The organism is Waterburya sp. (assembly GCF_058530065.1).
Window position 1 is genome coordinate 1 of record NZ_JBZNBU010000163.1, and the last position, 22,923, is coordinate 22,923.

21 protein-coding genes and 1 pseudogene are annotated in these 22,923 nt (G+C 39.9%); 7 read left to right on the plus strand and 15 right to left on the minus strand.

Going from position 1 to position 22,923, the window contains the following annotated elements:
- The 3 genes from AC33VI_RS10205 to AC33VI_RS10215 all read right to left on the minus strand — a co-directional run.
- The coding region (locus tag AC33VI_RS10205) for a tetratricopeptide repeat protein (protein WP_491782155.1) at nucleotides 1-1,750 on the minus strand (1,750 nt) is incomplete at its 3' end.
- 27 nt (nucleotides 1,751-1,777) lie between these two features.
- Nucleotides 1,778-4,780 carry a two-partner secretion domain-containing protein gene (locus tag AC33VI_RS10210; RefSeq protein ID WP_491782156.1) on the minus strand — a complete coding sequence of 1,001 codons (3,003 nt, stop codon included), beginning with the start codon at nucleotides 4,778-4,780 and terminating at the stop codon, nucleotides 1,778-1,780.
- 247 nt (nucleotides 4,781-5,027) lie between these two features.
- Nucleotides 5,028-6,212, minus strand: coding sequence for a hypothetical protein (locus AC33VI_RS10215; RefSeq protein ID WP_491782157.1), 1,185 nt, complete (start codon nucleotides 6,210-6,212; stop codon nucleotides 5,028-5,030).
- Nucleotides 6,213-6,579: 367 nt separating this feature from the next.
- Here AC33VI_RS10215 and AC33VI_RS10220 point away from each other — a divergent pair, with 367 nt between their 5' ends.
- On the plus strand, nucleotides 6,580-7,596 hold the full coding sequence (locus tag AC33VI_RS10220; RefSeq protein ID WP_491782158.1) for a pentapeptide repeat-containing protein: 1,017 nt from the start codon (nucleotides 6,580-6,582) through the stop codon (nucleotides 7,594-7,596).
- Between the two features lie 78 nt (nucleotides 7,597-7,674).
- On the opposite strand, the gene AC33VI_RS10225 is transcribed toward AC33VI_RS10220, so the two are convergent.
- The gene (locus AC33VI_RS10225; protein ID WP_491782159.1) at nucleotides 7,675-8,037 is read right to left on the minus strand and encodes a TSUP family transporter; all 363 of its coding nucleotides are present in this window, start codon (nucleotides 8,035-8,037) and stop codon (nucleotides 7,675-7,677) included.
- Nucleotides 8,038-8,263: 226 nt separating this feature from the next.
- Here AC33VI_RS10225 and AC33VI_RS10230 point away from each other — a divergent pair, with 226 nt between their 5' ends.
- Entirely contained in the window at nucleotides 8,264-8,785 is a 522-nt protein-coding gene (locus AC33VI_RS10230) for a sll1618 family protein (protein ID WP_491782160.1), read from the plus strand.
- 31 nt (nucleotides 8,786-8,816) lie between these two features.
- Here AC33VI_RS10230 and AC33VI_RS10235 read toward each other — a convergent pair whose 3' ends face one another.
- On the minus strand, nucleotides 8,817-9,530 hold the full coding sequence (locus tag AC33VI_RS10235; RefSeq protein ID WP_491782161.1) for a response regulator: 714 nt from the start codon (nucleotides 9,528-9,530) through the stop codon (nucleotides 8,817-8,819).
- Between the two features lie 180 nt (nucleotides 9,531-9,710).
- Between AC33VI_RS10235 and AC33VI_RS10240 the strand changes: the two genes are divergently transcribed.
- The gene (locus tag AC33VI_RS10240) at nucleotides 9,711-10,343 is read left to right on the plus strand and encodes a YqiA/YcfP family alpha/beta fold hydrolase (protein ID WP_491782162.1); all 633 of its coding nucleotides are present in this window, start codon (nucleotides 9,711-9,713) and stop codon (nucleotides 10,341-10,343) included.
- 16 nt (nucleotides 10,344-10,359) lie between these two features.
- Here the strand turns inward: AC33VI_RS10240 and AC33VI_RS10245 are convergent, their stop codons facing one another.
- From AC33VI_RS10245 to AC33VI_RS10260, 4 genes and pseudogenes are all read right to left on the minus strand, one after another.
- A complete protein-coding gene (locus AC33VI_RS10245) occupies nucleotides 10,360-11,508 on the minus strand; it encodes a pyridoxal-phosphate-dependent aminotransferase family protein (protein WP_491782163.1) in 1,149 nt (382 codons plus the stop codon).
- Between the two features lie 142 nt (nucleotides 11,509-11,650).
- On the minus strand, nucleotides 11,651-11,878 hold the full coding sequence (locus AC33VI_RS10250; protein WP_491782164.1) for a macro domain-containing protein: 228 nt from the start codon (nucleotides 11,876-11,878) through the stop codon (nucleotides 11,651-11,653).
- A 47-nt stretch (nucleotides 11,879-11,925) separates the two neighbouring features.
- A pseudogene (locus AC33VI_RS10255) lies at nucleotides 11,926-12,036 on the minus strand (transposase); the annotation flags it as partial.
- A gap of 52 nt (nucleotides 12,037-12,088) precedes the next feature.
- A complete protein-coding gene (locus AC33VI_RS10260) occupies nucleotides 12,089-12,457 on the minus strand; it encodes an IS630 transposase-related protein (RefSeq protein WP_491782165.1) in 369 nt (122 codons plus the stop codon).
- Nucleotides 12,458-13,291: 834 nt separating this feature from the next.
- On the opposite strand from AC33VI_RS10260, the gene AC33VI_RS10265 reads away from it, so the two are divergent.
- Entirely contained in the window at nucleotides 13,292-13,564 is a 273-nt protein-coding gene (locus tag AC33VI_RS10265; RefSeq protein WP_491782166.1) for a helix-turn-helix transcriptional regulator, read from the plus strand.
- Nucleotides 13,565-13,581: 17 nt separating this feature from the next.
- Here AC33VI_RS10265 and trpA read toward each other — a convergent pair whose 3' ends face one another.
- The 5 genes from trpA to rimI form a co-directional block, all read right to left on the minus strand.
- The gene (gene trpA, locus AC33VI_RS10270; RefSeq protein ID WP_491782167.1) at nucleotides 13,582-14,376 is read right to left on the minus strand and encodes a tryptophan synthase subunit alpha; all 795 of its coding nucleotides are present in this window, start codon (nucleotides 14,374-14,376) and stop codon (nucleotides 13,582-13,584) included.
- A gap of 30 nt (nucleotides 14,377-14,406) precedes the next feature.
- A complete protein-coding gene (locus AC33VI_RS10275; protein WP_491782168.1) occupies nucleotides 14,407-14,712 on the minus strand; it encodes a DUF3007 family protein in 306 nt (101 codons plus the stop codon).
- 9 nt (nucleotides 14,713-14,721) lie between these two features.
- Nucleotides 14,722-14,952, minus strand: coding sequence for an NAD(P)H-quinone oxidoreductase subunit L (gene ndhL, locus AC33VI_RS10280; RefSeq protein ID WP_491782169.1), 231 nt, complete (start codon nucleotides 14,950-14,952; stop codon nucleotides 14,722-14,724).
- Nucleotides 14,953-15,156: 204 nt separating this feature from the next.
- Complete coding sequence (locus AC33VI_RS10285; RefSeq protein WP_491782170.1) at nucleotides 15,157-17,628, minus strand: ATP-dependent Clp protease ATP-binding subunit; 2,472 nt, start codon at nucleotides 17,626-17,628, stop codon at nucleotides 15,157-15,159.
- Nucleotides 17,629-17,741: 113 nt separating this feature from the next.
- A complete protein-coding gene (rimI, locus tag AC33VI_RS10290; RefSeq protein WP_491782171.1) occupies nucleotides 17,742-18,302 on the minus strand; it encodes a ribosomal protein S18-alanine N-acetyltransferase in 561 nt (186 codons plus the stop codon).
- Between the two features lie 136 nt (nucleotides 18,303-18,438).
- Between rimI and lysA the strand changes: the two genes are divergently transcribed.
- From lysA to uppS, 3 genes are all read left to right on the plus strand, one after another.
- Nucleotides 18,439-19,848: a diaminopimelate decarboxylase gene (gene lysA / locus AC33VI_RS10295; RefSeq protein WP_491782172.1), complete on the plus strand. Its 1,410-nt coding sequence runs from the start codon at nucleotides 18,439-18,441 to the stop codon at nucleotides 19,846-19,848.
- A gap of 120 nt (nucleotides 19,849-19,968) precedes the next feature.
- Nucleotides 19,969-20,889, plus strand: coding sequence for a diadenylate cyclase CdaA (gene cdaA, locus AC33VI_RS10300; RefSeq protein ID WP_491782173.1), 921 nt, complete (start codon nucleotides 19,969-19,971; stop codon nucleotides 20,887-20,889).
- A gap of 45 nt (nucleotides 20,890-20,934) precedes the next feature.
- The gene (gene uppS, locus AC33VI_RS10305) at nucleotides 20,935-21,687 is read left to right on the plus strand and encodes a polyprenyl diphosphate synthase (RefSeq protein WP_491782174.1); all 753 of its coding nucleotides are present in this window, start codon (nucleotides 20,935-20,937) and stop codon (nucleotides 21,685-21,687) included.
- Between the two features lie 101 nt (nucleotides 21,688-21,788).
- Here uppS and AC33VI_RS10310 read toward each other — a convergent pair whose 3' ends face one another.
- Nucleotides 21,789-22,334 carry a TetR/AcrR family transcriptional regulator gene (locus AC33VI_RS10310; protein ID WP_491782175.1) on the minus strand — a complete coding sequence of 182 codons (546 nt, stop codon included), beginning with the start codon at nucleotides 22,332-22,334 and terminating at the stop codon, nucleotides 21,789-21,791.
- Nucleotides 22,335-22,923: the final 589 nt, after the last annotated feature.

Below are 22,923 nucleotides of genomic sequence, written 5' to 3' on the forward strand. Positions count from 1 at the left end.
GAACATATTTTACTTCTTTGGGGTTTAACTTCATTGCCTGTTGATAGCAAGAAATCGCTGCGGACAAGTTATTTTGGCTGGCTAAAATAGTTCCTAATTCCCAATAGGCTTCTGCATTGGGACTAATTTGCAAACCCATTTGATAAAAAGCAATGGCGGAAACAGCTTGATTTTGTTGGTGATGAACTCGTCCTAACAAAAAATAAGACCGAGCATTATCGGGTTGCATTTCGATCGCTTTGTAATAGGAATGGAAATATTCTGGTTCTAATTTAATCGCTTGATGGTAGCATTCTAAGGCTTCTTCAAAGTTGGCTTTTCCGTTGAGATTAAGAGGATCTATCTGGGAACTCAAGATATCTCCTAACCTTTCCCAACCATAAACATTAGACTCTAGTTGATTAAAACGACGGTAGGTAGCGATCGCATTATCCCATTGAGATAAACTGGCAAAAGTCTCTGCCAGGTGAAAATAAGACCAAGCAAAATCAGGATCTAAGGCGATCGCTTGTTTAAACACAGGAATGGCAGCTTGGTTCTGTTGGGAGCGTTTTAAAGCCATTGCTAGATGGTAATAAGACCAAGAATTGCCAGGATCTAGCTCGATCGCTTTGTTTAAAACCTTTTCAGCCAAAGAAAAATTTTCTAATTCAATAGCAGCTTCTCCCATTTGGCAATAGTTATCGGCACAATCTGGTTCGCGAGCGACAATCTGCTGATAAATCTCGATTGACTCAGAGTAATTACCACTTTTGACTAATGCCGTAGCAAAATTGCGATAATCTTCTAGGGAAGTCGAATATAATTCCAAAGCTCGACGATAGGCGACAACTGCTTCCTGATATTGCTTTTGTGCTAGTAAAGCTCGCCCTAAATCAGCCCAAACCTGTGGATTATTGGGTTCAAAAGCGATCGCCTTGCGACAACATTCGATGGCAGTCGTCCATTCTTCCAGTTCGATTAAAATTCGTGCCGATTCTTCATAGGCAGCAGTGCAACGATAATTGAGTTTTAAAGTTCTTCCATATAAAGCCACTGCATTATTTAATTTACCCTGAAGAGCGTAAATTCTGGCAAGATTGTAATAAGCTTCCCAGCAATTAGGATCTAGTTGAATCACTTGACGGTAACTCTCAATCGCTTCTTGCCAACGTTCTTGTTTAAATAGTGCTATTCCTAAGTTGAGATGGGCTGGTAGATAATTAGACTGGCGAGTGATCGCCCGCCGATAACAGGCGATCGCTCGTTCTAAATCTCCTTGGGAAAATAAAACTCGTCCCCAATGGCAATGTTCTTTTGCCGTAACTTTGGCTGGTTCTAACTCCAATGCCCTCAGCCAAGATTGCACCATTAAATCTTCCGCACCAATTTGTTGATAGGCTCTAGCTAAGTTACGATGAGTGGCTGCATAATCCTCCTGAATGGCTATTGCTTTGAGATAACAATCAATTGCCTCTTGCCATTGTTGCTGCTGAAAAAATAAGCTGCCTAAATTAAGATAAACTTCTAAATCTTGAGGATTTATGGCGACTGCCTTAGCATAGTAACCAATTGCCTCGATGGGCTTGCCTCTCTGGTGTAAAATGTTGCCCCAAACCTTATAAGCTTCAGCATAATTGGTTTCGAGTTTGAGAGACTCCTGACAGGCTTTAATTGCCCCTTGCCACTGACCTTTTTTATTTAATAATTTAGCTTGTTGCAGATAGACGACCGCTCCTGGATTGTAGTTGTTTTTTCCTTCCTCGTTCATCACTCATTACTTATTACTTATTACTTATTACTTATTACTTCGGCAGTTATAGGAAGCCACAAGATTCCGTTGTTTAATTTCAGTAGTAGGATAAGCAGTTAAAACAATCGTGCCATCTTCTCCAACTATTGCTCCTCGTGCGGGATAAATATCTCCTTTGTGGGTTGAGATCGGTTGATATAGACTATTGAGGGTTTTGCCAGTGGCGTTGTTTTGGGATTGGGAGATGGAAAGTTCGTCAACTAAAATGCGATCGCTAGATAATTTATCCACTGGTTTGGGAGGTACGCCCCCCTTACCCGAAACTACAAAACTACTGTTGTCATTAGCCGTCTGATTACCAGAGCAACTCCTGGCGACAGAATCATCTGGTTGCACGATATTAGAAGACAAATCCACAATTCCTTGAAGAGAATTAATATCGGGAGGATCGATAGAAACGTTGCCATCAAAACCAAACTCGGAACTAGCATCAATATCGTTAGTTCCATTACCAGGAGTTGCCACTCGCTCTTGCAAGCCTAAAATTTCTTCTGCCGTAATCTCGATATTTCCCCCCTCTCCTCTTTCCGCACTAGCAGTAATATCGCTGCCATTGGGACTTGAGGGAAAAGCGATAATGAGATTTGTGTCAATAGTCAGATTGCCTCCATTGGCATCATTAGAGGCGCGGGCGGTAATTAAACTATCATCTCGTAAAATAATGCGATCGTCGATCGCCAGAGTAATAGATCCCCCTTCTCCAAAGGGAGTGGAAGCAAAAATCGAGCCATTATTACTCAACTGCAATTCTTCTGCTTCAATCAAGATCGAACCGCCACTACCCCCACCTTGACTGGATACGGATATTTGCGCTTCGCCATTAGCAATATCAATTGTGGCATTGGGGCTAGTAATGTTTATATCGCCTCCATCACCGATTGCTCCCAACCTATTGCTAGCCAAAATTCCCGTAATACGTTCCAACTCAACATCTTGGTCGAGAAAAGGGGCAAATTCTGGAGGTATGGATGGAGCATTGCTGCCCTCAATATTAATGTTATTGGCAATAGTTAAATTAATATTTCCCGCATTACCACTACTGTTAGAAGTATTGGTCGCTATTTTTCCCCCAGAGATTAGATTGAGGGTATTAGCATTGATATTAATATCTCCTCCCAAAAACTCGTTGGCTCTAGTAGTGTTAATAATCGAAGCATCAATAATTGCTCCTTCTGACAAACTAACAGTATTAGCATTAATCTCAATCGCTCCAGCATCACCCCCAGCATTTTCTCTAACATTAGTGGCAATTAAAGCAAAATTGCTGACTGACAAAGAATCTGTGGTAATTTCTATATCTCCTGCGTTACCGTCGCTCGTAGTTCCCGCACCAATAGAAGATCTTCTGGCAACCATCAGTTCGTTGGTAGCATTGATGTTAATCCCTCCTGCATTGCCCGTTCCCTTAGTATCGGTAAAAATCCCCGAAGCTGTAGGTATTTGACTGGCAGAGTTAAAGATTTTCAAACTGGGACTGTTAATCGTAACGTTACCGCCATTACCGCTAGCATCTTCATCAACTTGAGCCAATATCGAAGCATTATCGAAAGTTACCGAATTCGCAGCATCGATTTCCACATTGCCTGCATTGCCTGCCCCGCGAGTATTAGAAAAAATTAAACTTCTAACTTCGGCAGAACCTTCTAGAGTTGCTGCATTTAAAATATTGGTATTGATTTGAATATTGCCTGCATTGCCAGAACCCCCTTCCCTGACCAAACTGCGTAAAGAACTGCCACTGTTAATCGAAATTGTATCTGCTGCGTTAATGGAGAGGTTTCCCGAATTACCCAAGCCAAAGGTTTGACTGCCCACAAAAGAACGATTATTCAGAGTCAAAGAAGAGGTTTCTAAAGCAATATCCCCTGCATTTCCCGCCCCTGCTGTCCCTACCTCGCTAACAATAAAACTATTCTCAGCTAAATTGATACCCGAACCGCTAATAATCTCAATTCCTCCACTATTCCCTTCAGCATTACTACCCGCACGATTGACGATAAAACTATTGCCTTCCAGATTGAGATTGCCCGAAGCATCGATCGCAATATTGCCTGCCTGAGATGTGGGCGCGCCGCTATCATCTGCTATCCCTGCGACTAAACGACTGTTTTCCGCTAGGCTGACATCATTACCATTAATCGAGATCGAACCACCATCATTAGAGGTGACATTAATCGCAACATCATTATTTAGAAAAATATCTGCCAAGGCTATATCTGCGGGAAAATTCAACCTGAGATTTTCATCTAATTCTACTGTTCCACCACCAGATATTGCTCCCAACTCAACATTTGCCCCAGGAGTAAATAGTTGAACTCCATCTCTCAAAGTGAGATTACCTCCCAAAAGGGTCAAACTTTGTCCCGATGCTACTGCCAAGCTAGAACCGTTAACTTCAATGGGAGCGGGATTGTCCCGAAAATTTAAACCTATAGGAGCATTAATCGTCAACAAGGGAGAATTATCAAAATCTGTCGCGCTAAATTCTCCCCCATCAAAAAGAATACTGTCTGCGGTACTGCCGTAGAAAGAACCACCGCCTAAATTCAGACTCGCATTATTGCCAAAAATAATTCCTGCGGGGTTGATTAAAAATAAATTAGCACCGTTCCCTCTGATCGCACCATTGATATTAGAAATGTTTCCTCCCGTAACGCGAGAAAAAATATTATCTATGTTCCCCCCACTATTAAAAAAAGCTTCGTTGCCACTAGAAATAGAAAAATCTTGAAAAGAATGAAATAAGTTAGCTCCTCTAGCCGAACCTCCCCCAATTTCCGTAACATTACCGTTCTGGTTAACTTCAGTATTTAACGATCCATCTGTAGTAATCTGAGCCAACAATAAGGGGTATTCTTTAGCTTTAACTTGGTAAGTTGTTACAGTTGAAATATTTTGAGCTTTAACGGCTGTGTATTCACCTAAAGCAAGAATATAGGCGATCGCACCTAGACTAATCTGCCCAGAGAGATAGAGATATTTACTCATAATTTTGAGGAACTAAAAAAGCATAAATAAACATTCGATTCAAAGCCAAGATTGTCGGTGTCAACTATTATCTAAATCTTATCTATTTTGAGAACTATAAATTTTTGTCAGGGTGGGTTAAAGGAAAAGGGAGAATGGGTAAAGGTTGAACTAGTAACTCTACGGCTAATTGTCAAATTCTAGTTTTCAATTTGAACAAAATTTGAAATAGCTTCTTTAGGAAAAGTATCTCACTAATTTGAAATATTTATTCAATGGGGAAAGAATAGTAAGCAATACCTTCAAATTGAAAATCATTAAGATTGTCTTCGACAAATGCTCTTTCATTTTCCGAAGGGCTATAGAAATGCGCCCCAGTAGTAGTGTTGAAGAAACGATAGATAGGAATAGTACCTTCAATTTGATTTCGATAAGCAAAGAAAGCCTCTCCCTCAAAGACAAAATTATCGAGATTATCTCGCACAAAATCCCGTTCGTTTTCATCAATAGTATAAAGATGTACTCCAGTATCTCGGTTAAAGAAACGAAATACGGGAACGGGTTGGGAATTCCCTGTTAAGGGATCGACTGCCAAAAAAGAAGCTCCCTCAAAGACAAAATTAGTCAGATTATCTCGCACAAAATCCCGTTCGTTTTCATCAGTGGTGTAAAGATGTACTCCCAAATCTCGATTTAAAAATCGATAAACGATATCTCCCTCATTAGAACTATTAAAACCAACTAGTTCTATATCTCCCAAAGAAATATCCAGTCCTGGGGACAATTGGGCTACCGAGCGATCGCCCGAAGCAACTATTCCAGTTTCGGCATCGTAAACTAATTCCTCTTCAAGCAGATCGCTATCAACAATCAAACGATCTTCTCCTGGCTGAAAATCAGTAATGCGATCGAGGTTGGCTGCGGTTTCGGCAATGGAATTCAATCTGAATATATCTCTGCCTGCCCCGCCAGTTAAAACGTTGTTTTCTCCTTCTTCCACAACCAGAGTGTCATTGCCCAACCCTCCATCTAACTCATTATTCGACCCTCTTACTGTCAATTCGTCTCGATCACCTCCGCCATCGAGAATATTAGAATTGCCAACTGCAACTATCGTATCGAGACCTGCACCACCAATCAGAGTATCGCTCCCCAAACCCCCTTCTAGAGAGTCATTTCCTGCCGAGCCTTCAAGACTATCATTACCCCGATTACCCCGCAAAATATCGTTACCAGCTTCGCCAAAAAGGCTGTCATTATCCCCCAACCCTTCGATAGTGTCATTTCCTGCAAACCCGCTTAAGATATCTGCTAAGTTTCCTCCTGAAATTAAGTCAGAATCTTCTGTTCCTTCCAATCTATTGATTTCAGCTTCAAAACCTAGAATGTCCAATCCTCCTTCAAGGTTTGGTGAAGAACTAGCGGGTTCAGTTGGATTAACAATTCTCGACATAAAACTTGTACGTAGTATTTAATACTAAATTTTCATATATTACTATTCAGTTTTCACATATTACAATGGTTCGGAAAAAAATTAGGCAGCAGATTCATTGTTACGAATGTTACAAAGCTGTGAGTAATATTAATTATTCAAATATACTACTACTTGATGACAACCTGGGAGTAATGACATCTTTTTATTTGTTAACTTAATTGCTTACATAAAAACAACTAATGTCTATAATTATAAAAAATGACTAAACCATCCAAGTCTGTCAACAACTATTCTAAAATTAAAGTTAATTCGTAAATTTTGACACGATCGTTTCCAGATAGTTTAAGTACAACTTAGGTAGCATTATTAAGGAAGGATTGCCATAGTGGTTCAAAACTTAGAAAAACACTATAAAGCCTTGGGACTCAAACCAGGAGCATCTTTGGAAGAGGTCAACCAAGCTTACAAAGATTTAGTATTTATTTGGCATCCCGATCGCCTTCCCCAAGAAAACGAGAGATTGATCCAAAAATCTGTCGAAAAGCTACAGCAAATTAACGAAGCTAGGGATTCTTTGCGTTCCTATCACCGACAAAACCCCAAAGCTGCCAAAACTAAGACCACAGCAAACAGAGAAGCTCATTCAACTACCTATCATCCTAGAGGCTATTCCAGCCACAATCCTAGAAGCAATGACTCTCATCGGAGTTATTCTAATCGAGGGTATTCTCGCAATAGTAATAGAGACCCCTATCGGGGTTACTCCAGTCATAGCAACAATTACAATAACTACAGTAACAGCGATCGCGCTAGCAGTCATCAAAGCGATCGTCAAAATACCTATTCCCAAAGCAATTCTCAATATACTCGAACCCATCGCCCCAGAGATACTTGGGACTATCGAGCCTATTACTATTCTCCCAAAAATGCTGGAGAGGGTAATTCTCGCACAAAAGATGGCTATCAAGACTTCCGCCAATCTAGTAATAATGACAGTACGACTCGTCAGTCCAATACTAATTACAAAAGACCCTATCAAAAAAGCTTGCGCGGTGCGGATTTAAGTCACTCTAACTTTAAAGAAAGAGACTTTTCTGGTAGAGATTTAGCTCAAGCGAATCTATCCTATGCCGACTTGAGCGATACTTTTTTACACAAAATTATTTTAGAAGAAGCCAACCTCCAGGGTGCTAATCTTAAGGGTGCTAATTTGCTTCAAGCCAACTTGAAAGGGGCTAATCTTAGAGAAGCCAATTTAATTGGGGCAGATCTGAGCGGATCGGATCTAAGTGGTGCGGATTTTACAGGGGCAAAAGTTGGTTTTAACGACAAAATTATGGTGAAGCTAACCGCAGTCAAGTTAACGGGAGCAATTTTACCCGACGGCTCGATTCATCCTTAGATCTAATATCTTATGGAATATATAATATTCATCAAGAATTTTTGCTCAATGGGTAATTCCTAACTTATACAAAAATACTTACTTAGAAAGCATCATCTTGATACCTAGGGCGCACATTGTCAGTCCAAAAATTCGTCTCAACCAAAAATCTGACAAACTAACAGCAAATTTAGCTCCCAGCAAACCGCCGATAAAAAAGCCAATGCAAATTAGCCCTGCTACTTTAAGATTGACATCTCCCTCTTGATAGTAAGTCCAAGCTGCTAATAAACCGATAGGAGGAACTAATAAAGCAATAGTCGTTCCTTGTGCGCTGTGTTGGGTAAAACCAAAGAGAAATACTAAAGCAGGAGTTAGTAAAACCCCTCCTCCAATACCAATGATGCCACTAATAATTCCAACAAATAGACCTAAAATAATAAAAAGACTAGCCTCTAGCAAAGATAACTCCTAATAGACTTGTTGCAACTAGTAATAAAAGCTTTTGCCTAGATTCACTTGGCAATAAAATTAAGTAATAAAATTAAGTAATATATTTCTTAATATAATATCATTTAGTCAGAGATTATCTCGCTCCCGCTTTATTATCCCCCTTGAGGGGGAGACGGGACTATGCCGTAAAACGACGAAGTTGGCTCTAATCGTTGGTCAAATTTATTTTTCATATATGACAGTGAATCAAAACCTTTCTTTTCCTCAAGCTATCGAAACTACACAATCTTTAATGGAAAAAATCGATGCGGGAAAATTAGATGAAGCAAGTATAGAACAAGAAGTTGCTAACCTAGTCAGTAGCAAAAATGGCGGTAGAGGATTTTTTGTGGCTTATTTAACCAGTGAAATGTCTCTTGCAGATCGACCTTCTATGGGAGTAATTAACGGTTTGAAATCTTCAACTGCTGTTGTAACGGAACTATTGGTCAAAAATTTAGCTATGTCTTCTGCTATGATAGTCGCTCATAGTCGCAACGACGATACCGATAATATTAGAGGATCGCAAACTGTTTGTCGGCGAACCAGCAATTTAATTCAACAAATTCAATTAAATGCGATCGCCCAGGAACTCGACAAGCTAAAAACTACAGTTTCTGAGGGAAAAGGCGAATACGAGGAGTTTATCAAACGTTGGGGTTATGATGCCGAGCAAAAAAAAGCGATCGAAACCGCAATTGCTAGTCTTTCTAGCTAGTTAAAGTAATCTAGTTAGATCGATCGCAGTCTTAAACTGGGTTGGAAATAGGATCGACTTCAAACTTGTAACCCACACCTCGAACGGTCTGGATAAAAGAAGGTTCTGCGGAATCTACCTCAATTTTCTTCCTAATCTGACCGATATGAACGTCTACGACCCTTTGATCTCCTACGTAATCATAGTCCCAAACATTTTGAATTAGCTCGTCTCTGCGCCAGACTCTTCCTGGTCTGGTAGCTAAAAAATGTAGCAAATCGAATTCTAATGCGGTTAATAAAATCAGTTCCTCATTAATTTTGACTTCTCTACGTACTGGATCGATAATCAAATTGCTAAATACTAGAGGTTGCTTTTCGGAAGTAGTGACAGTTCTTTGTCGTTTTAAAATAGCTTTAACTCGATACTCCAACTCCTGAAGATCGAAGGGTTTGGTTAAATAATCGTCTGCTCCTTTTAAAAATCCTTCTTTTTTATCGGCAGCATCAGAACGACTAGTTAGCATCAAAATAAATACATCAGTATTGCTCTGCATCTCTTCGCAGAGATTATAGCCCAGAGCGTCTGGAAGATTGACATCGAGTATTACTAAATCTGGGTTAAATTGCTCGAACACTTTTAAAGCAGTTTGTCCGTTTTCGGCAGATTCCAAAACATAGTTTTTTTGGCTGAGAAAACGGTAGATTAGATTGCGAATAGCAGGATCGTCATCTACGACTAAGATTTTTGCAGAGGCTGTGTGCATAATTTTAAGTAGTAAACTAAAAAATTGAATAAAGAAAAATTTACAGATTAATTAGGAAAACTTGTTCTTTTATATTCAGTCTTTTATGTAATGCCAACAACATAGATCACTTTTATAGTTATGTCTATCATTTATCTCGATTTTTCGGTGTTATTACGCCCTTAAACAGTAATAAAAAATATGGAATATATCTACCTTCATGGTTTTGCTTCTAGCCCTAAATCTAATAAAGCACAGTATTTAGGAGATCGCTTTAAATCTCAAGGTTTCGATCTGAATATTTTAGATCTAAATCAAGGTGATTTTAGCCATCTCACTCTTAGCAGACAAATCCAACAAACCATTGCTGCCTTTTCCGAGTCCGAGAGTCCGATAACTTTAATCGGATCTAGTTTTGGCGGGTTAACTGCCGTTTGGGTGGCAAATAAATGCGATCGCGTGAAGCAACTAGTTCTCTTAGCCCCCGCTTTCGGTTTCCCTCAAAGTTGGTATTCTCGATTAGACCCAAATCAGATCGAACAATGGCGAGAATCTGGTTGGCTGTCGGTTTACCATTATGGAGAAGGCAAACAAATTCCCCTCAAATATCAATTTCTTGAAGATGCAGACAATTATCCTATTTCCCAATTAAAACGCAACCTCCCTACGTTAATTATTCACGGTATCAATGACGAAGTAGTACCGATTCAAGTCAGTCGCGACTATGCCCGCAACCATTCTCAGGTAAATTTAATCGAATTAAATAGCGACCACGGCTTAAACGATTCCCAAGAAATTATTTGGCAGGAGATTCAGAAATTAGATCTGTTTTGAAAACAGACAAAGTCTTTTATCGCTGCAAAACTTTTTCTAAAGCATCCAATAATAAAAGAACGTTTTCAGGACGGCTATTGTAACCCATCAAGCCGATCCGCCATACTTTGCCACCTAATTCGCCCAAACCGCCAGCAATCTCAATATTGTATTCGGTCAATAACTTACGAGCGATCGCTTTTCCATCTACACCATCAGGAATTCTCACTGTAGTGAGGGTAGGCAAGCGATATTCCTTGTCTACATGACAGGTTAAACCAAGTTCTGCCAAACCAGACCAGAGCATCTCTGCATTTTGTTGGTGGCGTTTCCAGCGTTGTTCTAGTCCTTCTTCGGCGACGATTCTCAAAGACTCCCGCAAACCATAATTAGAATTGATGGGGGCGGTATGGTGATAAACTCTTTGTTCGCCCCAATATTTGGCTAGCAAAGACATATCCAAATACCAATTGGGTACGGGTTTAGCTCGCTTGTTTAGTTTTTCCATAGCCCGACTGCTCATCGTAAAAGGAGATGCCCCAGGAGGACAGCCCAAACCTTTTTGACTGCAACTATAGGCTAAGTCTATACCCCAATCATCGATATATAGAGGTACTCCTCCCAAGGTAGTTACTGTATCCACAATTAATAAACAACCGTGCTGGTGACACAATTCTGCTACTCCTTCCAGGGGTTGACGCGCCCCTGTAGAAGTTTCGGCATGAACTAAAGCTAGTATGGCGGGTTTGTGGGTTTCCAGATTGGTTTTGATTTCTTCGAGGCTAAATACCTGTCCCCAAGGCTTAGTCATGGTGCGGACATCTCCTCCATAGCGTTCCGCCATATCTACCAAACGATTGCCAAAGTAACCTTTGACTCCCACTAAAACTACATCCCCAGGTTCAACAGCATTGGCTAAAGTAGCTTCCATTGCTGCAGTACCAGTACCGCTTACAGAAATAGTTAGTTCGTTTTCAGTTTGCCAAGCATAGCGCAATAGATCGCGAATCTCATCCATCAATGCTAAATAAGACGGATCTAGATGACCTACAGGACTAATACTCATTGCCGAGAGTACTCGTGGATTAACATTAGCAGGACCAGGACCTAACAACAGACGAGGAGGCATATCAAGCTGCTTGGTTTTTATCCGATAGCGATCGCTAATTCCTATAGTTGTCACCATATTTTTAAGCCTCAAACTGATTGTTTTGTAACACTTTTCTCAGCCTAGTTTACTTTACGGGACTACCTGTAATAATTTATCTGTTGAATAATTTATTAAAAAGTTATTAGTTATTAGTTATTAATTTGAATGATGTTAGATATTAGGGAGAAAATTCAACTAGAGTGCAATCTTCCCCTGCTAATTGGCGATCGATAATTTTGGCAATAGTATTCCAATCACCTTTAGCTAATCCAGCACCTATTTTAGGAAATGCGATCGCTTTACCGCTAAATTTCTGTTTGACGGTTTTAAACACGGATATGACCCTATCATAATCAACTAAAACATCATTGCCACGCCAATTGTATTGGGTATAGCCGTTAACCACAATTAAGTTGGAATTATCTCGTTTTATCGTCGCATAACTAATCGTACCGTTAATTGAGCATTTAATAGTTGACCGACTTCGTTAACAACCAGGTGAAGCTTGAACCCAAAAAACCAATTCACTGACGTTTTTCCTCTTTGAACCAAACCATCAAGGACGATAATTTTACGTAAATTTCTCAACAAGCTAATTCGCTCACTATGCTTGCGCTCACTGTATTTCAGTGTTTTGTCTTGGTGCGCGTTCCCTTGCGGAGGAAACCTCCGCGGGGTCGCACCGCTTTTTACGAGTCAGCTTCATTTGCTTGGTGGCGTACCCGATCGCACTCCTATGCACTCCAAAATATTGCGCTCTTTCTCTCAACAAAGCATCTGGATTTTCTTGAATATGTTGAGCAAGTGCCTTCCAGTCCAGTTTTCGCTTTCTTCCTAATTGTGGTGCTGGAGTTAAGTTCTTTCTTTGACACCAATCATTGACACACCACAAACTTACTTCATATCTTCTTGATGCTTCGACTTTTGAGCTTCCATCAGCTACAAAGTTTACTACACGCTTGAGCAAATCTACGCTATAAGTCATTTAACTTGATGAACTTCTCAGCTAGCTTATATTATTCCATATTTCATATGTTTCCTATTTAGAATGACTATACATACCAGAAACTTGACCAACATCTAATGATTGACCAAATAATTTGGAAACTTGTACTACTGCGATCGCCAAGTGTCCATAATAATATTCCTGGTTTCCAATGATTTACTACTGTTGGTTTCTTTATTTCTGAGAGATTAGAGTCTTGATGGATAGATATATCAACTTTTCCTGACCTATTTACAAGCCATCAAATTGTTTTATGTCTCAGATATTTAATAATTATTCGCTTCACTGATTTTAATATCAATTAGTTGACAATCTCGCTTCAGAATAATTACCGACATTTTAACTGCAAATTCAACTCTCAAGTGTTTAATAAAATAGTCACAATCTGAGTATCCAATTTCTTTTAAGTACTTAGAGATAGAATCTTTTAATATTATTAAATTTCGGTGTTTTTGCCAATAGTCTTATCTATTTTTTTTGTTAGTATGGGACAAAATTGAGCGTATAAATCGAGCGTATAACTTCTTGATGATATTCAACTTTACTCGTAAAAGTATTGCTAAAATATTGCTAGAAAGATTTTGACGCTGTATTTTCAGTTCGATTATTACTTATATTTTATTCCAACACAAATGGCATAACTGATAACTGATAGATAGTTTTATCTCTATTCTATAGTAGTTAAAGTATTAATTGACAATAACTAAATATTGATTGCTTAGATTTGTTTTTAAAGCTCAATTTAAGCGATTTTTGTTGTCAAAAAATATCTATTCAGTCAATCCTATTGTAATTAACCAACTTAGTATTATTATGACAAGACCTAAAAAAGCCGAACAGCAACAAACCAACTCTCCTTTTAAAAGATTGAGATTGAACGTGAAGCTATCTCAAGAACAATTAGCTAGAGAAATTGGTGTAGCTGTGTCAACTATCAGAAGGTGGGAAAAAGGGCAAGCCGAGCCCACAATGACAGTAGCTCAAATGAAAGAATTTTGTCGCGCGGTTAAGAAAAACTTTGAAGATTTACCCAATTCTTTATTACCAAATGGCAATTCTCAGGGTATGAGAAACGGTACGCCATAACTCTCAATCCAGGATATCTAAGAGATTGCTTGTTTGAGAGAAGAGCAAAATTCGGCGATCGCTTTCAAGCTTGACTCGGTCGTCCCCTCTGCTAGTCGTTTGACTATGGCACTACCAACAATTACGGCATCTGCACCCCAATCTTTGACTTGCTTTGCTTGTTGGGGACTGGAGATACCAAAACCTACTCCAATGGGTTTATTGGTTGTATCGTGCAGATTTTCGAGAAGATCTTTAACCTCTACTGCCATTTCAGAGCGGACTCCCGTTACTCCAGTTACAGAAACCAAATAAATAAAACCTTCAGATTTATCTGCGATCGCTTTGATGCGTTCTTCCGAGCTAGTAGGAGCAACCAATAAGGTCACCTCAATACCGATTTCTTTGGCTGGTTTGAGTAATACTTCTGCTTCTTCTAAAGGTAAATCTGGAACTACTAAACCGCTTATTCCTGCATCTTTTACTTGCTGTAAAAAAGATTCAATACCACGGTAATAAATTGGATTGTAGTAAGTAAATAAAATAAGCGGAATTTCTATTTTAGGAGTTACTTGCTTAACAACTTCTAAGACATCATCCAATTGCACTCCTTGTGCTAAAGCTCTGGTGGCTGCTGCTTGGATAGTAGGGCCATCAGCTAGAGGATCGGAATAGGGAACGCCCAATTCAATCATATCTGCACCACTGTTAGCTAATGTTTCGAGAGCTTGAGCGGTAGTTGACAAATCTGGATCGCCAGCCGTAATAAAGGGGATTAAAGCACATTCAGAATTTTGTTTTAGTTGTTGAAAACGACGAGCGACAGATTTCATTGGGGAATTTTAATCTTGTTCTTAATATTTCTACGATTGTTGTTCTCGCTCAATTTCCTGTTGCAATTGAGCTATTTCTTCGGGGGACATCTCTGACAGACGTTTTTGCATGACTGCTTCTTCATAGTCTTTTAATTGTTGGTTGTAGGTCATGTTTTTTGTGCCGACTCGAAATAAATAAGTCAAAGACCAGCCAACTAACCCTATTACCAAAAGAGCTTGAGTCCAAATTCCTGCGTTAATACCATCTAGTCCCAATATTTGTAGTGCTAGATATACTAATCCAGCCGCAACAAATACTCCAAGACCGATACCTAGTGCATCAATTCTACGCATATGATTACTTTAAGCTTGTAGTTCGCGACGTTTGGGACGGAAATTGAGGAAAGGACTTAATAAAAGCATTCCAGGAAAACTTAAAAAGACAAAAAGATACATTATTAGTCTTTCAATCGAACCTGCTGTATACCAACGATTTTTCAAGTACAAGTAAACTAGGGCGGGCAAGACTAAAAGATACGTGCCACTCAATCCTAGATATAACAAAGCAACTAAATTAGTTTCTGTAAGTAGCATAATTATCTTTAGCTATAAAAACATTTTCAATATGAATATTTTAGCAGGGCATTGTCTTTAGTAACCCATAACCTATAACCCATAACCTATAACTCATCTATTATTTTCTACACGAAAAAGAGTTATCCAACAAAAAGGGTAAAGCTCGTCAAAGCCCTACCCAATGGTTTAATTGATTTTAATTGTTAAGTCGATGGAGACTTTTTAAGAAGAAGGTAATAACTCTACTTTGTCTTTTTGGGGAGTAATTTTAACCTTTTTCTCTTCGTCAATATCAACCGTAGCAGTATCTCCCTCGCTCAAGCGACCAGAAAGAATTTCTTCTGCCAAAACGTCTTCTAATAGACGCATAATTGCTCGACGCAAAGGACGCGCGCCGTAAGCGGGATTGAATCCTTCGTCTACCAAACGCTCTTTGAATTTTTCAGTTACTTCAAGAGTAATTTCTTTTTCAGTTAAGCGTTGGAAGACTTCTTTGAGCAAGATTTCGCTGATTTCTTTGACTTCGTCTTTGTTCAATTGACGGAAGACAATAATCTCGTCGAGACGGTTGAGGAATTCAGGGCGGAAGTAGTTCTTAAGTTCTTCTCGAACCAAATTACTGATGCGGTTGTATTTAGCTTCCTCGCGATCGTCGTCAAACTCAAAACCAAGACCGCCACCACCTTTTTCGATGACTTTAGAACCGATATTAGAAGTCAAGATTAAAAGAGTATTCTTGAAGTCTACAGTTCTGCCTTTGGCATCGGTCAAGCGACCATCTTCTAAAATCTGCAAGAGCATATTGAAGATATCGGGGTGTGCTTTTTCAATTTCATCAAATAGCACCACGGTATAAGGACGACGGCGTACCGCTTCAGTTAACTGACCGCCTTCGTTATAACCGACATACCCTGGAGGAGAACCAATAAGCTTAGAAACGGTGTGACGTTCCATATATTCGGACATATCCAAGCGAATCATCGCTTCTTCCGAACCAAAGAAATAAGTCGCCAAAGCTTTGGTAAGTTCAGTTTTACCTACCCCAGTAGGTCCAGAGAAGATGAAACTGGCGATGGGACGGTTGGGATTTTTCAAACCAACTCTAGCTCTTCTAATTGCTCTAGAAGTTGCTTTAACTGCATCCTCTTGTCCGATAATGCGCTGATGGAGGGTATCTTCCATGTGCATTAATTTCTCAGACTCAGATTCAGTGATCTTGTTCACTGGAACTCCAGTCCAAGAAGCAACGATGTGAGCGATTTCTTCCGCATCAACCAAAGGAGAGTCTTCACCGCTATCATCTTCATTCTTCTTATTAGAAGCAATGTTGCGAATTTCTTCTTTGATTTCCATTTCGCGATCGCGCAATTCCCCTGCTTGGTCGAAGTCTTGGGAACGAACTGCATCGTCTTTTTGCTTGAGAATTTCCCTTAACTCCTTATCCAACTCTTTAGCTGCTGGGGGAAGTTGAGAATTAATTAAGCGTACTCTAGAACCAGCTTCGTCGATTAAATCGATCGCTTTATCTGGTAAATAGCGATCGCTGATATAGCGATCCGATAGTTTTGCTGCTGCTTCTAATGCTTCGTCTAGAATTTTTAGTTTGTGGTGTTGCTCGTAACGTTCCCGCAAACCAAAGAGAATTTCAATGGTTTCATCTACAGATGGTTCGCCCACCTGTACGGGTTGGAAACGACGTTCTAAAGCTGCATCTCGCTCGATGTGCTTGCGGTATTCATCGAGGGTTGTCGCACCAATACATTGCAGTTCTCCCCTTGCCAAAGCTGGCTTGAGGATATTTGCTGCATCGATCGCCCCTTCTGCTGCACCAGCACCGATTAGAGTGTGAACCTCGTCAATTACCAGAATTACATTTCCAGCCTGACGGATCTCGTCCATGATTTTTTTGAGACGCTCCTCAAATTCCCCACGATACTTAGTACCAGCCACTAATAGACCGATATCTAAAGTAACAACTCGCTTTTCTTCGAGAATATCGGGAATATCTTTGTTAGCAATTCTTTGTGCCAATCCTTCAGCGATCGCCGTTTTCCCAACCCCTGGTTCTCCAATTAGAACTGGGTTGTTTTTCGTACGTCTGCCGAGGATTTGAATTACCCGCTCGATTTCTTTTTGTCTGCCCACTACAGGATCGAGTTTGCCCTCTCCTGCCATTTGAGTCAGATTCGAGCCAAATTCATCGAGAGTTGGAGTTTTATTTCTGCCTTGGTTGCTGCTAGAACCCGCAGCTACTTCTGCAGTTTCTCCCAACATTCTGATCACTTGAGTGCGGACTTTTGACAAGTCTACGCCCAGGTTTTCGAGGACTCTGGCAGCGACTCCTTCTCCTTCTCTAATTAACCCTAAAAGTAGGTGTTCTGTGCCAATGTAGTTGTGACCCAACTGGCGTGCCTCTTCTAAAGATAATTCCAAAACCCTCTTGGCTCTTGGAGTAAAGGGAATTTCTACTGCGACAAAACCAGAACCGCGACCGATAATTTTCTCAACTTCAATACGAGCATCTTTAAGATTGACTCCCATCGACTTGAGAACTTTGGCTGCGACACCAGTTCCCTCTCCGATCAAACCCAAGAGGATTTGTTCCGTTCCTACGAAGTTATGACCCAGGCGGCGTGCTTCCTCCTGGGCTAACATAATTACTTTTATTGCCTTCTCTGTGAAGCGTTCAAACATTGTCTTTTACCATCCACCTGCTGCTTGCCCGTGATATGGTGATTCTAGCACAGCCTATTAATTTCATGACCCAGTATAAAAGGGAGGAAAATACGGTATTGGATCTAACCATTTTACTCTACGTACAAATGGTAATGGTTATGACGTAAAGAACCCTCTAGCTTTTTCCGCCACCCGTCCAAACTACTTTGAAAACTAGAATCTTGTATGTTTTTCAGCCACAGGATCGAAGCGTCATCTCCCGTTGATTGATAATATTTTTTTCTCGTTCCAACTACTTCAAAACCGAATTTCTGATATAACTTAATGGCACTTTGATTGTTAACATTAACTTCCAAAGTAGCCCATTCTAGTTGTCGGGCGATCGCATTTTTTAATAAAGCTAGTAATAGTAAAGTTCCTAACCCTTGTCTGCGGTATTTAGGATGGATTGCTAACAAGGTAATATGGGCTTCTTCTAAAATCGACCACAGAGAAGCAATGCCGATAATTTTAGAGTTGGCTTTTGAGGTAGAGCTATTACTTAGCCTCAAAATCAACAAGTTACTATTAGGACTATTAATTTCTCTGGCATATCCTTCTGCCGTCCACAAACCTCCCAAACAGATTCGATCTAAAGCAACTATTTCTTCTATCTGAGAATGTTTTAAAAGTTTAATTTCTAAAATTTTCACTAAATAATAAATTTCACCTAAATAGCCTCCAGCTGCTAGTGAGTCTTTTATCTGTTTTTTGACATCTCCTAACTGTAGACTAGAGAATAGTTAATCGCACAAAAAATTACTTTACTGATTTAAAAACAAAAAAATTATGCTTTCGACCGATCGCAGTTTACCAAATACTGGTCATCGTTATGTCCCACAAATTACAGATCTAACAATCCCTCCTTCTCCCAATCAAGAGTTGATGCCTTTGACGGCTCAAGTTAATGACGAAGATCGTCTAGAAATTGGTGGCTGCGATTTGCAAGAGTTAGTTCAAAAATATGGTTCTCCATTATATATTTTAGATGAGTTTACCCTCAGAACTGCTTGCCAACAATATCGCGATAGTTTTACTACCTATTACAGCGGGGAATCTCAAGTAATTTATGCTTCTAAAGCCTGGAGTTGTCTGGCAGTTTGTCGCATTATTGATAGCGAAGAAATTGGCTTTGATGTAGTTTCTGGAGGAGAGTTACACACTACTCTAGAAGCAGGAGTTAGCCCAGAAAAAATTTATTTTCACGGCAATAACAAATCCGTAGCAGAACTAGAATTTGCGGTAGAAGTTGGCTGTACTATCATGGTAGATAATTGGTTGGAGTTAAAAACTTTGGCAGAAATCGCTTCCTCAGAAAGGGGCAAACCAGTTCCAGTCATGATTCGCCTCACCCCTGGAATTGAATGTCACACTCACGAATATATTCGCACTGGACATTTAGATAGTAAATTTGGTTTCGATCCCAACCAGTTAGAAGAGGTATTTATTTTCCTAACTCAACAATCTGGCATAAGCTGTATTGGTCTGCACGCTCATATTGGCTCGCAAATTTTTGAACGCCAACCCCACCAGGATTTAGCTGGGGTTTTAGTAGACTGGATGAACAAAGCCCAAAGTTATGGATTACCCGTAACCACTCTTAATGTTGGTGGCGGTTTGGGAATTAAATATGTTGAATCTGACGATCCTCCAACCATATCAGAATGGGTGCGAGCGGTAAGTACTTCTATCGAACAAGCTTGTAAAGAGGCTGACATAGCTTTACCCAAAATAATGGCAGAACCAGGACGTTCTCTAATAGGCTCTGCTTGTGTTACAGCCTACACTGTTGGTAGTCGCAAAGAAATTCCCGATTTTAATACCTACATAGCAGTAGACGGGGGGATGTCTGACAATCCTCGCCCTATTACCTATCAATCGGTTTATCGTGCGGTAATTGCCAATAAAATGTCTGCCCCTATCGACGAAAAAGTAACTGTAGCTGGAAAACATTGCGAATCGGGAGACGTAGTAATTAAAAACGCCGAACTGCCTAAAACCGAGATGGGAGATATTTTAGTAGTGCTAGATACAGGAGCTTATAACTACAGCATGGCATCTAACTATAATCGTATTGGCAGACCAGCAGCAGTAGTAGTATATGAAGGAGAGGCAAATTTAATTATCGAACGAGAAACTTATCACAATCTAATCGAGCGAGATCGTCTTCCCGAACGACTGGTAAAACCAGAAAAGTAGATTTAGTATAGAAGCCAGCATACTGTTTTTCAGTTGCTGGTACGAGTTTTTGCAAGATTAATTTTATACCTTGCCGTGTAAGGTATTTCCCTAACCATTCATAGCTGAGTAATAAAAGTAATGTCATTGTCGGGTGTTGTTCCTGACTTAGAGCGGGTTCTTTCCTGGTTACCAGATTTAATCAATATCATCGATTTGGGCTTAGTTTTAGCCCTCAGCTACGCCTTGCTATTAATTATTGGCGAAGGAGAAAGACGTAGCTTGTGGATGGTGAGGGGTTTTATTGTCTTGATGTTAGCAACCGTCATCAGCGGACAGTTGGAACTCAGGTTGCTTAAATTTTTATTAGAAAAATTGGTATTGGGTTCTGCTGTAGCGATGGCAGTAATTTTCCAATCTCAATTTCGTCGTTTTTTAGAACAGATTGGTCGAGGAGAAATATTACCTCTGTTCAAAAGTTCGGGAAGACCCAGGACTCAACCCGATAGCGCGATCGATCGCATTGTCGAAGCCGTAAAAGAACTATCCCAAAACCGTACGGGAGCATTAGTCTTAATGGAAACCACAGGATCTTTAGAAGAAGAAGATTTTGTGTCTCCTGGAGTGACTTTAAATGCCGAAGTATCGAAAGAACTTTTACAAACCATTTTTCAAACTAGTACTTTGTTACATGATGGTGCTGTGCTAATCAGTGATTCGAGAATTTTAGCCGCAGCAGTAATCTTACCTCTCTCCGAACGTACTGCTTCTCGTCAGTTGGGTACTCGCCATCGCGCTGCAATGGGAATTACCGAACGAGTTGAAAAATGTTTGTGTATTGTCGTATCGGAAGAAACGGGTTCGATCTCGTTGGCAGAAAAAGGAACGTTAAATAGACCCCTAACCAGTAGTAAACTTAAAGAATTGTTGCAAGCTAGATTTGCTCCCATAGTAGAGCGAGATGCAGCAGCACGTCTGAGTAGGAAGATTGGTTTTCAAGGAAAAGTTTTATTGGAAAAACTCTTGCGCCTGCGACCTTCAGATTTTCATAAGAAAAATTAAACAACGAAGTTTAATAACTGCCCGTTCGACATTAGATATTTAAAGATGAGCCTAGAGCCTGTTACTTTGGAACAATTACCCACAGATTTGGACGCAAACCGCCTGCCACAGCACGTAGCAGTAATTATGGACGGTAACGGTCGCTGGGCAAAAAATCAAGGAAAACCGCGCATTATAGGTCATCAAAAAGGAGTAGACGCCCTCAAGAATTTGTTACGTTGCTGCAAAGATTGGGGAATTCCTGCTTTAACGGCTTATGCTTTTTCAACGGAAAATTGGGGTAGACCCCGCAATGAAGTCCAGTTTTTAATGACTTTGTTCGAGCGCGTTTTGAGGCGGGAATTGGAGGAAATGAAACAAGAAAACGTCAGAATCCGTTTTGTGGGTAATCTGGAAGATTTACCCGAATCTCTTCGCCAAGAAATCGCTCGCTCGATGGAAGATACGAAAAACAATCAAGGAATTGAATTTACGATCGCGACTAATTATGGTGGCAGACAGGAAATCGTTCGGGCTTGTCAAGATCTTGCTTCCAAAGTAGAACTAGGCTATTTAGAACCTTCACAGATTGACGAACAGTTATTCGAGCAACATTTATACACTAAAGATTTGCCTCATCCCGATCTTTTAATTCGTACCAGCGGAGAAATGCGCATTAGTAATTTTTTACTCTGGCAAATGGCATACGCTGAAATTTATGTCACTCCGACTTTGTGGCCCGATTTTGATCGCCTTGAATTTCACAAGGCTTTATTGACCTATCAAAAACGCGATCGTCGTTTTGGCAAAGTTAAGTAAGATGAATTACTTAAATGTTTGCTACAAATGGAGTTTCAAAAATAAAATCCCACCCTGTAATAGATGGAATCTTAGATGAGGTAAGGTGAAATAGTACTTTTTTAATCTAATAATAAAATTTTAGGGATATTGGCGATTGTTCTTTGAAACGGTTGTGTATTGCCCGTAACTCTGACAAGCACTAGCGCACCTTGAATTGATATCATGGCATCTTCCGCTCGAATGATTGCTTCTTCTGGTGTCACGCCTGTTTCTTCTACTACCTTAGCTAATTCGTTTAGCCATCTTTGAAGGGATGCTTCTAATTGTTGGTGAAATAAATTATCTGCTTCGCCCAAAGACATCACCGCCAAAATACAAGGAGATTGACCGCTTTTGTAGAATTTATCTAAGCCTTCTGTCATGGCTAAAATACGCTCTCTTACCGTTCCAGGCGATTGCAAGGGAATAAAGATATTTTCCTCAACCCAATCGGCAATCTGTTCTAAAACTGCTTTCGCCATCTGTTCTTTGCCTCCTTGAAAGTGGTGATAGAGGCTGGCTTTTTTCAACCCTGTTGCTGCTGACAATCGAGATACAGTTGCTCCTTCATAGCCATAATGGCGGAACACGGGAATTAGTTTGGTAATTATTTCTTCTTTTGGCATTTAATTAAGATTACTTCTTGGTTGATTATACCGAATGTTCGTTAGTGAATATAGGAGATCCCTAGAAAAGGAAAATTCATTGTTAACACTTTCACCAAGTGTTCGATATTTCCAACGCAATGACTAACCAAACAAACAGGCTGAATTAAAAAAGTTTTTTTGTATTTTTCTTGACTTAAATAAATTTCAAGCTATACTAATGATCGTAGTAAAAAATAGCCTCTTGCCAACAAGACAAGGACAATGAATATCTAGACAAGCCATTAATCAATAGATCTTTTCCTGAGACATATAGGTCACTTCCAAGACAAACAAGAAAAGAGTCAGTCAATCTACAAAACTAGACTGAAACCCGTTGATTAAGATATCTGGCATAGGCTTAAGTGCCACAGATTTTATTGCTAATTTAAGGTGAATCAAGGTATTCGATCGGGACAGTTGTGAAAGCAACCCATTGTCTAGTGGGCATTTTTGTCACGATCTGGCGAGCGATATATCTTATCATTAATTAACAATTAGCATTATAATAGGCATCGTTGCCATCAGAAATTAGATTGGTAGCACAACATCCCCGATCTGGGTTGAAATT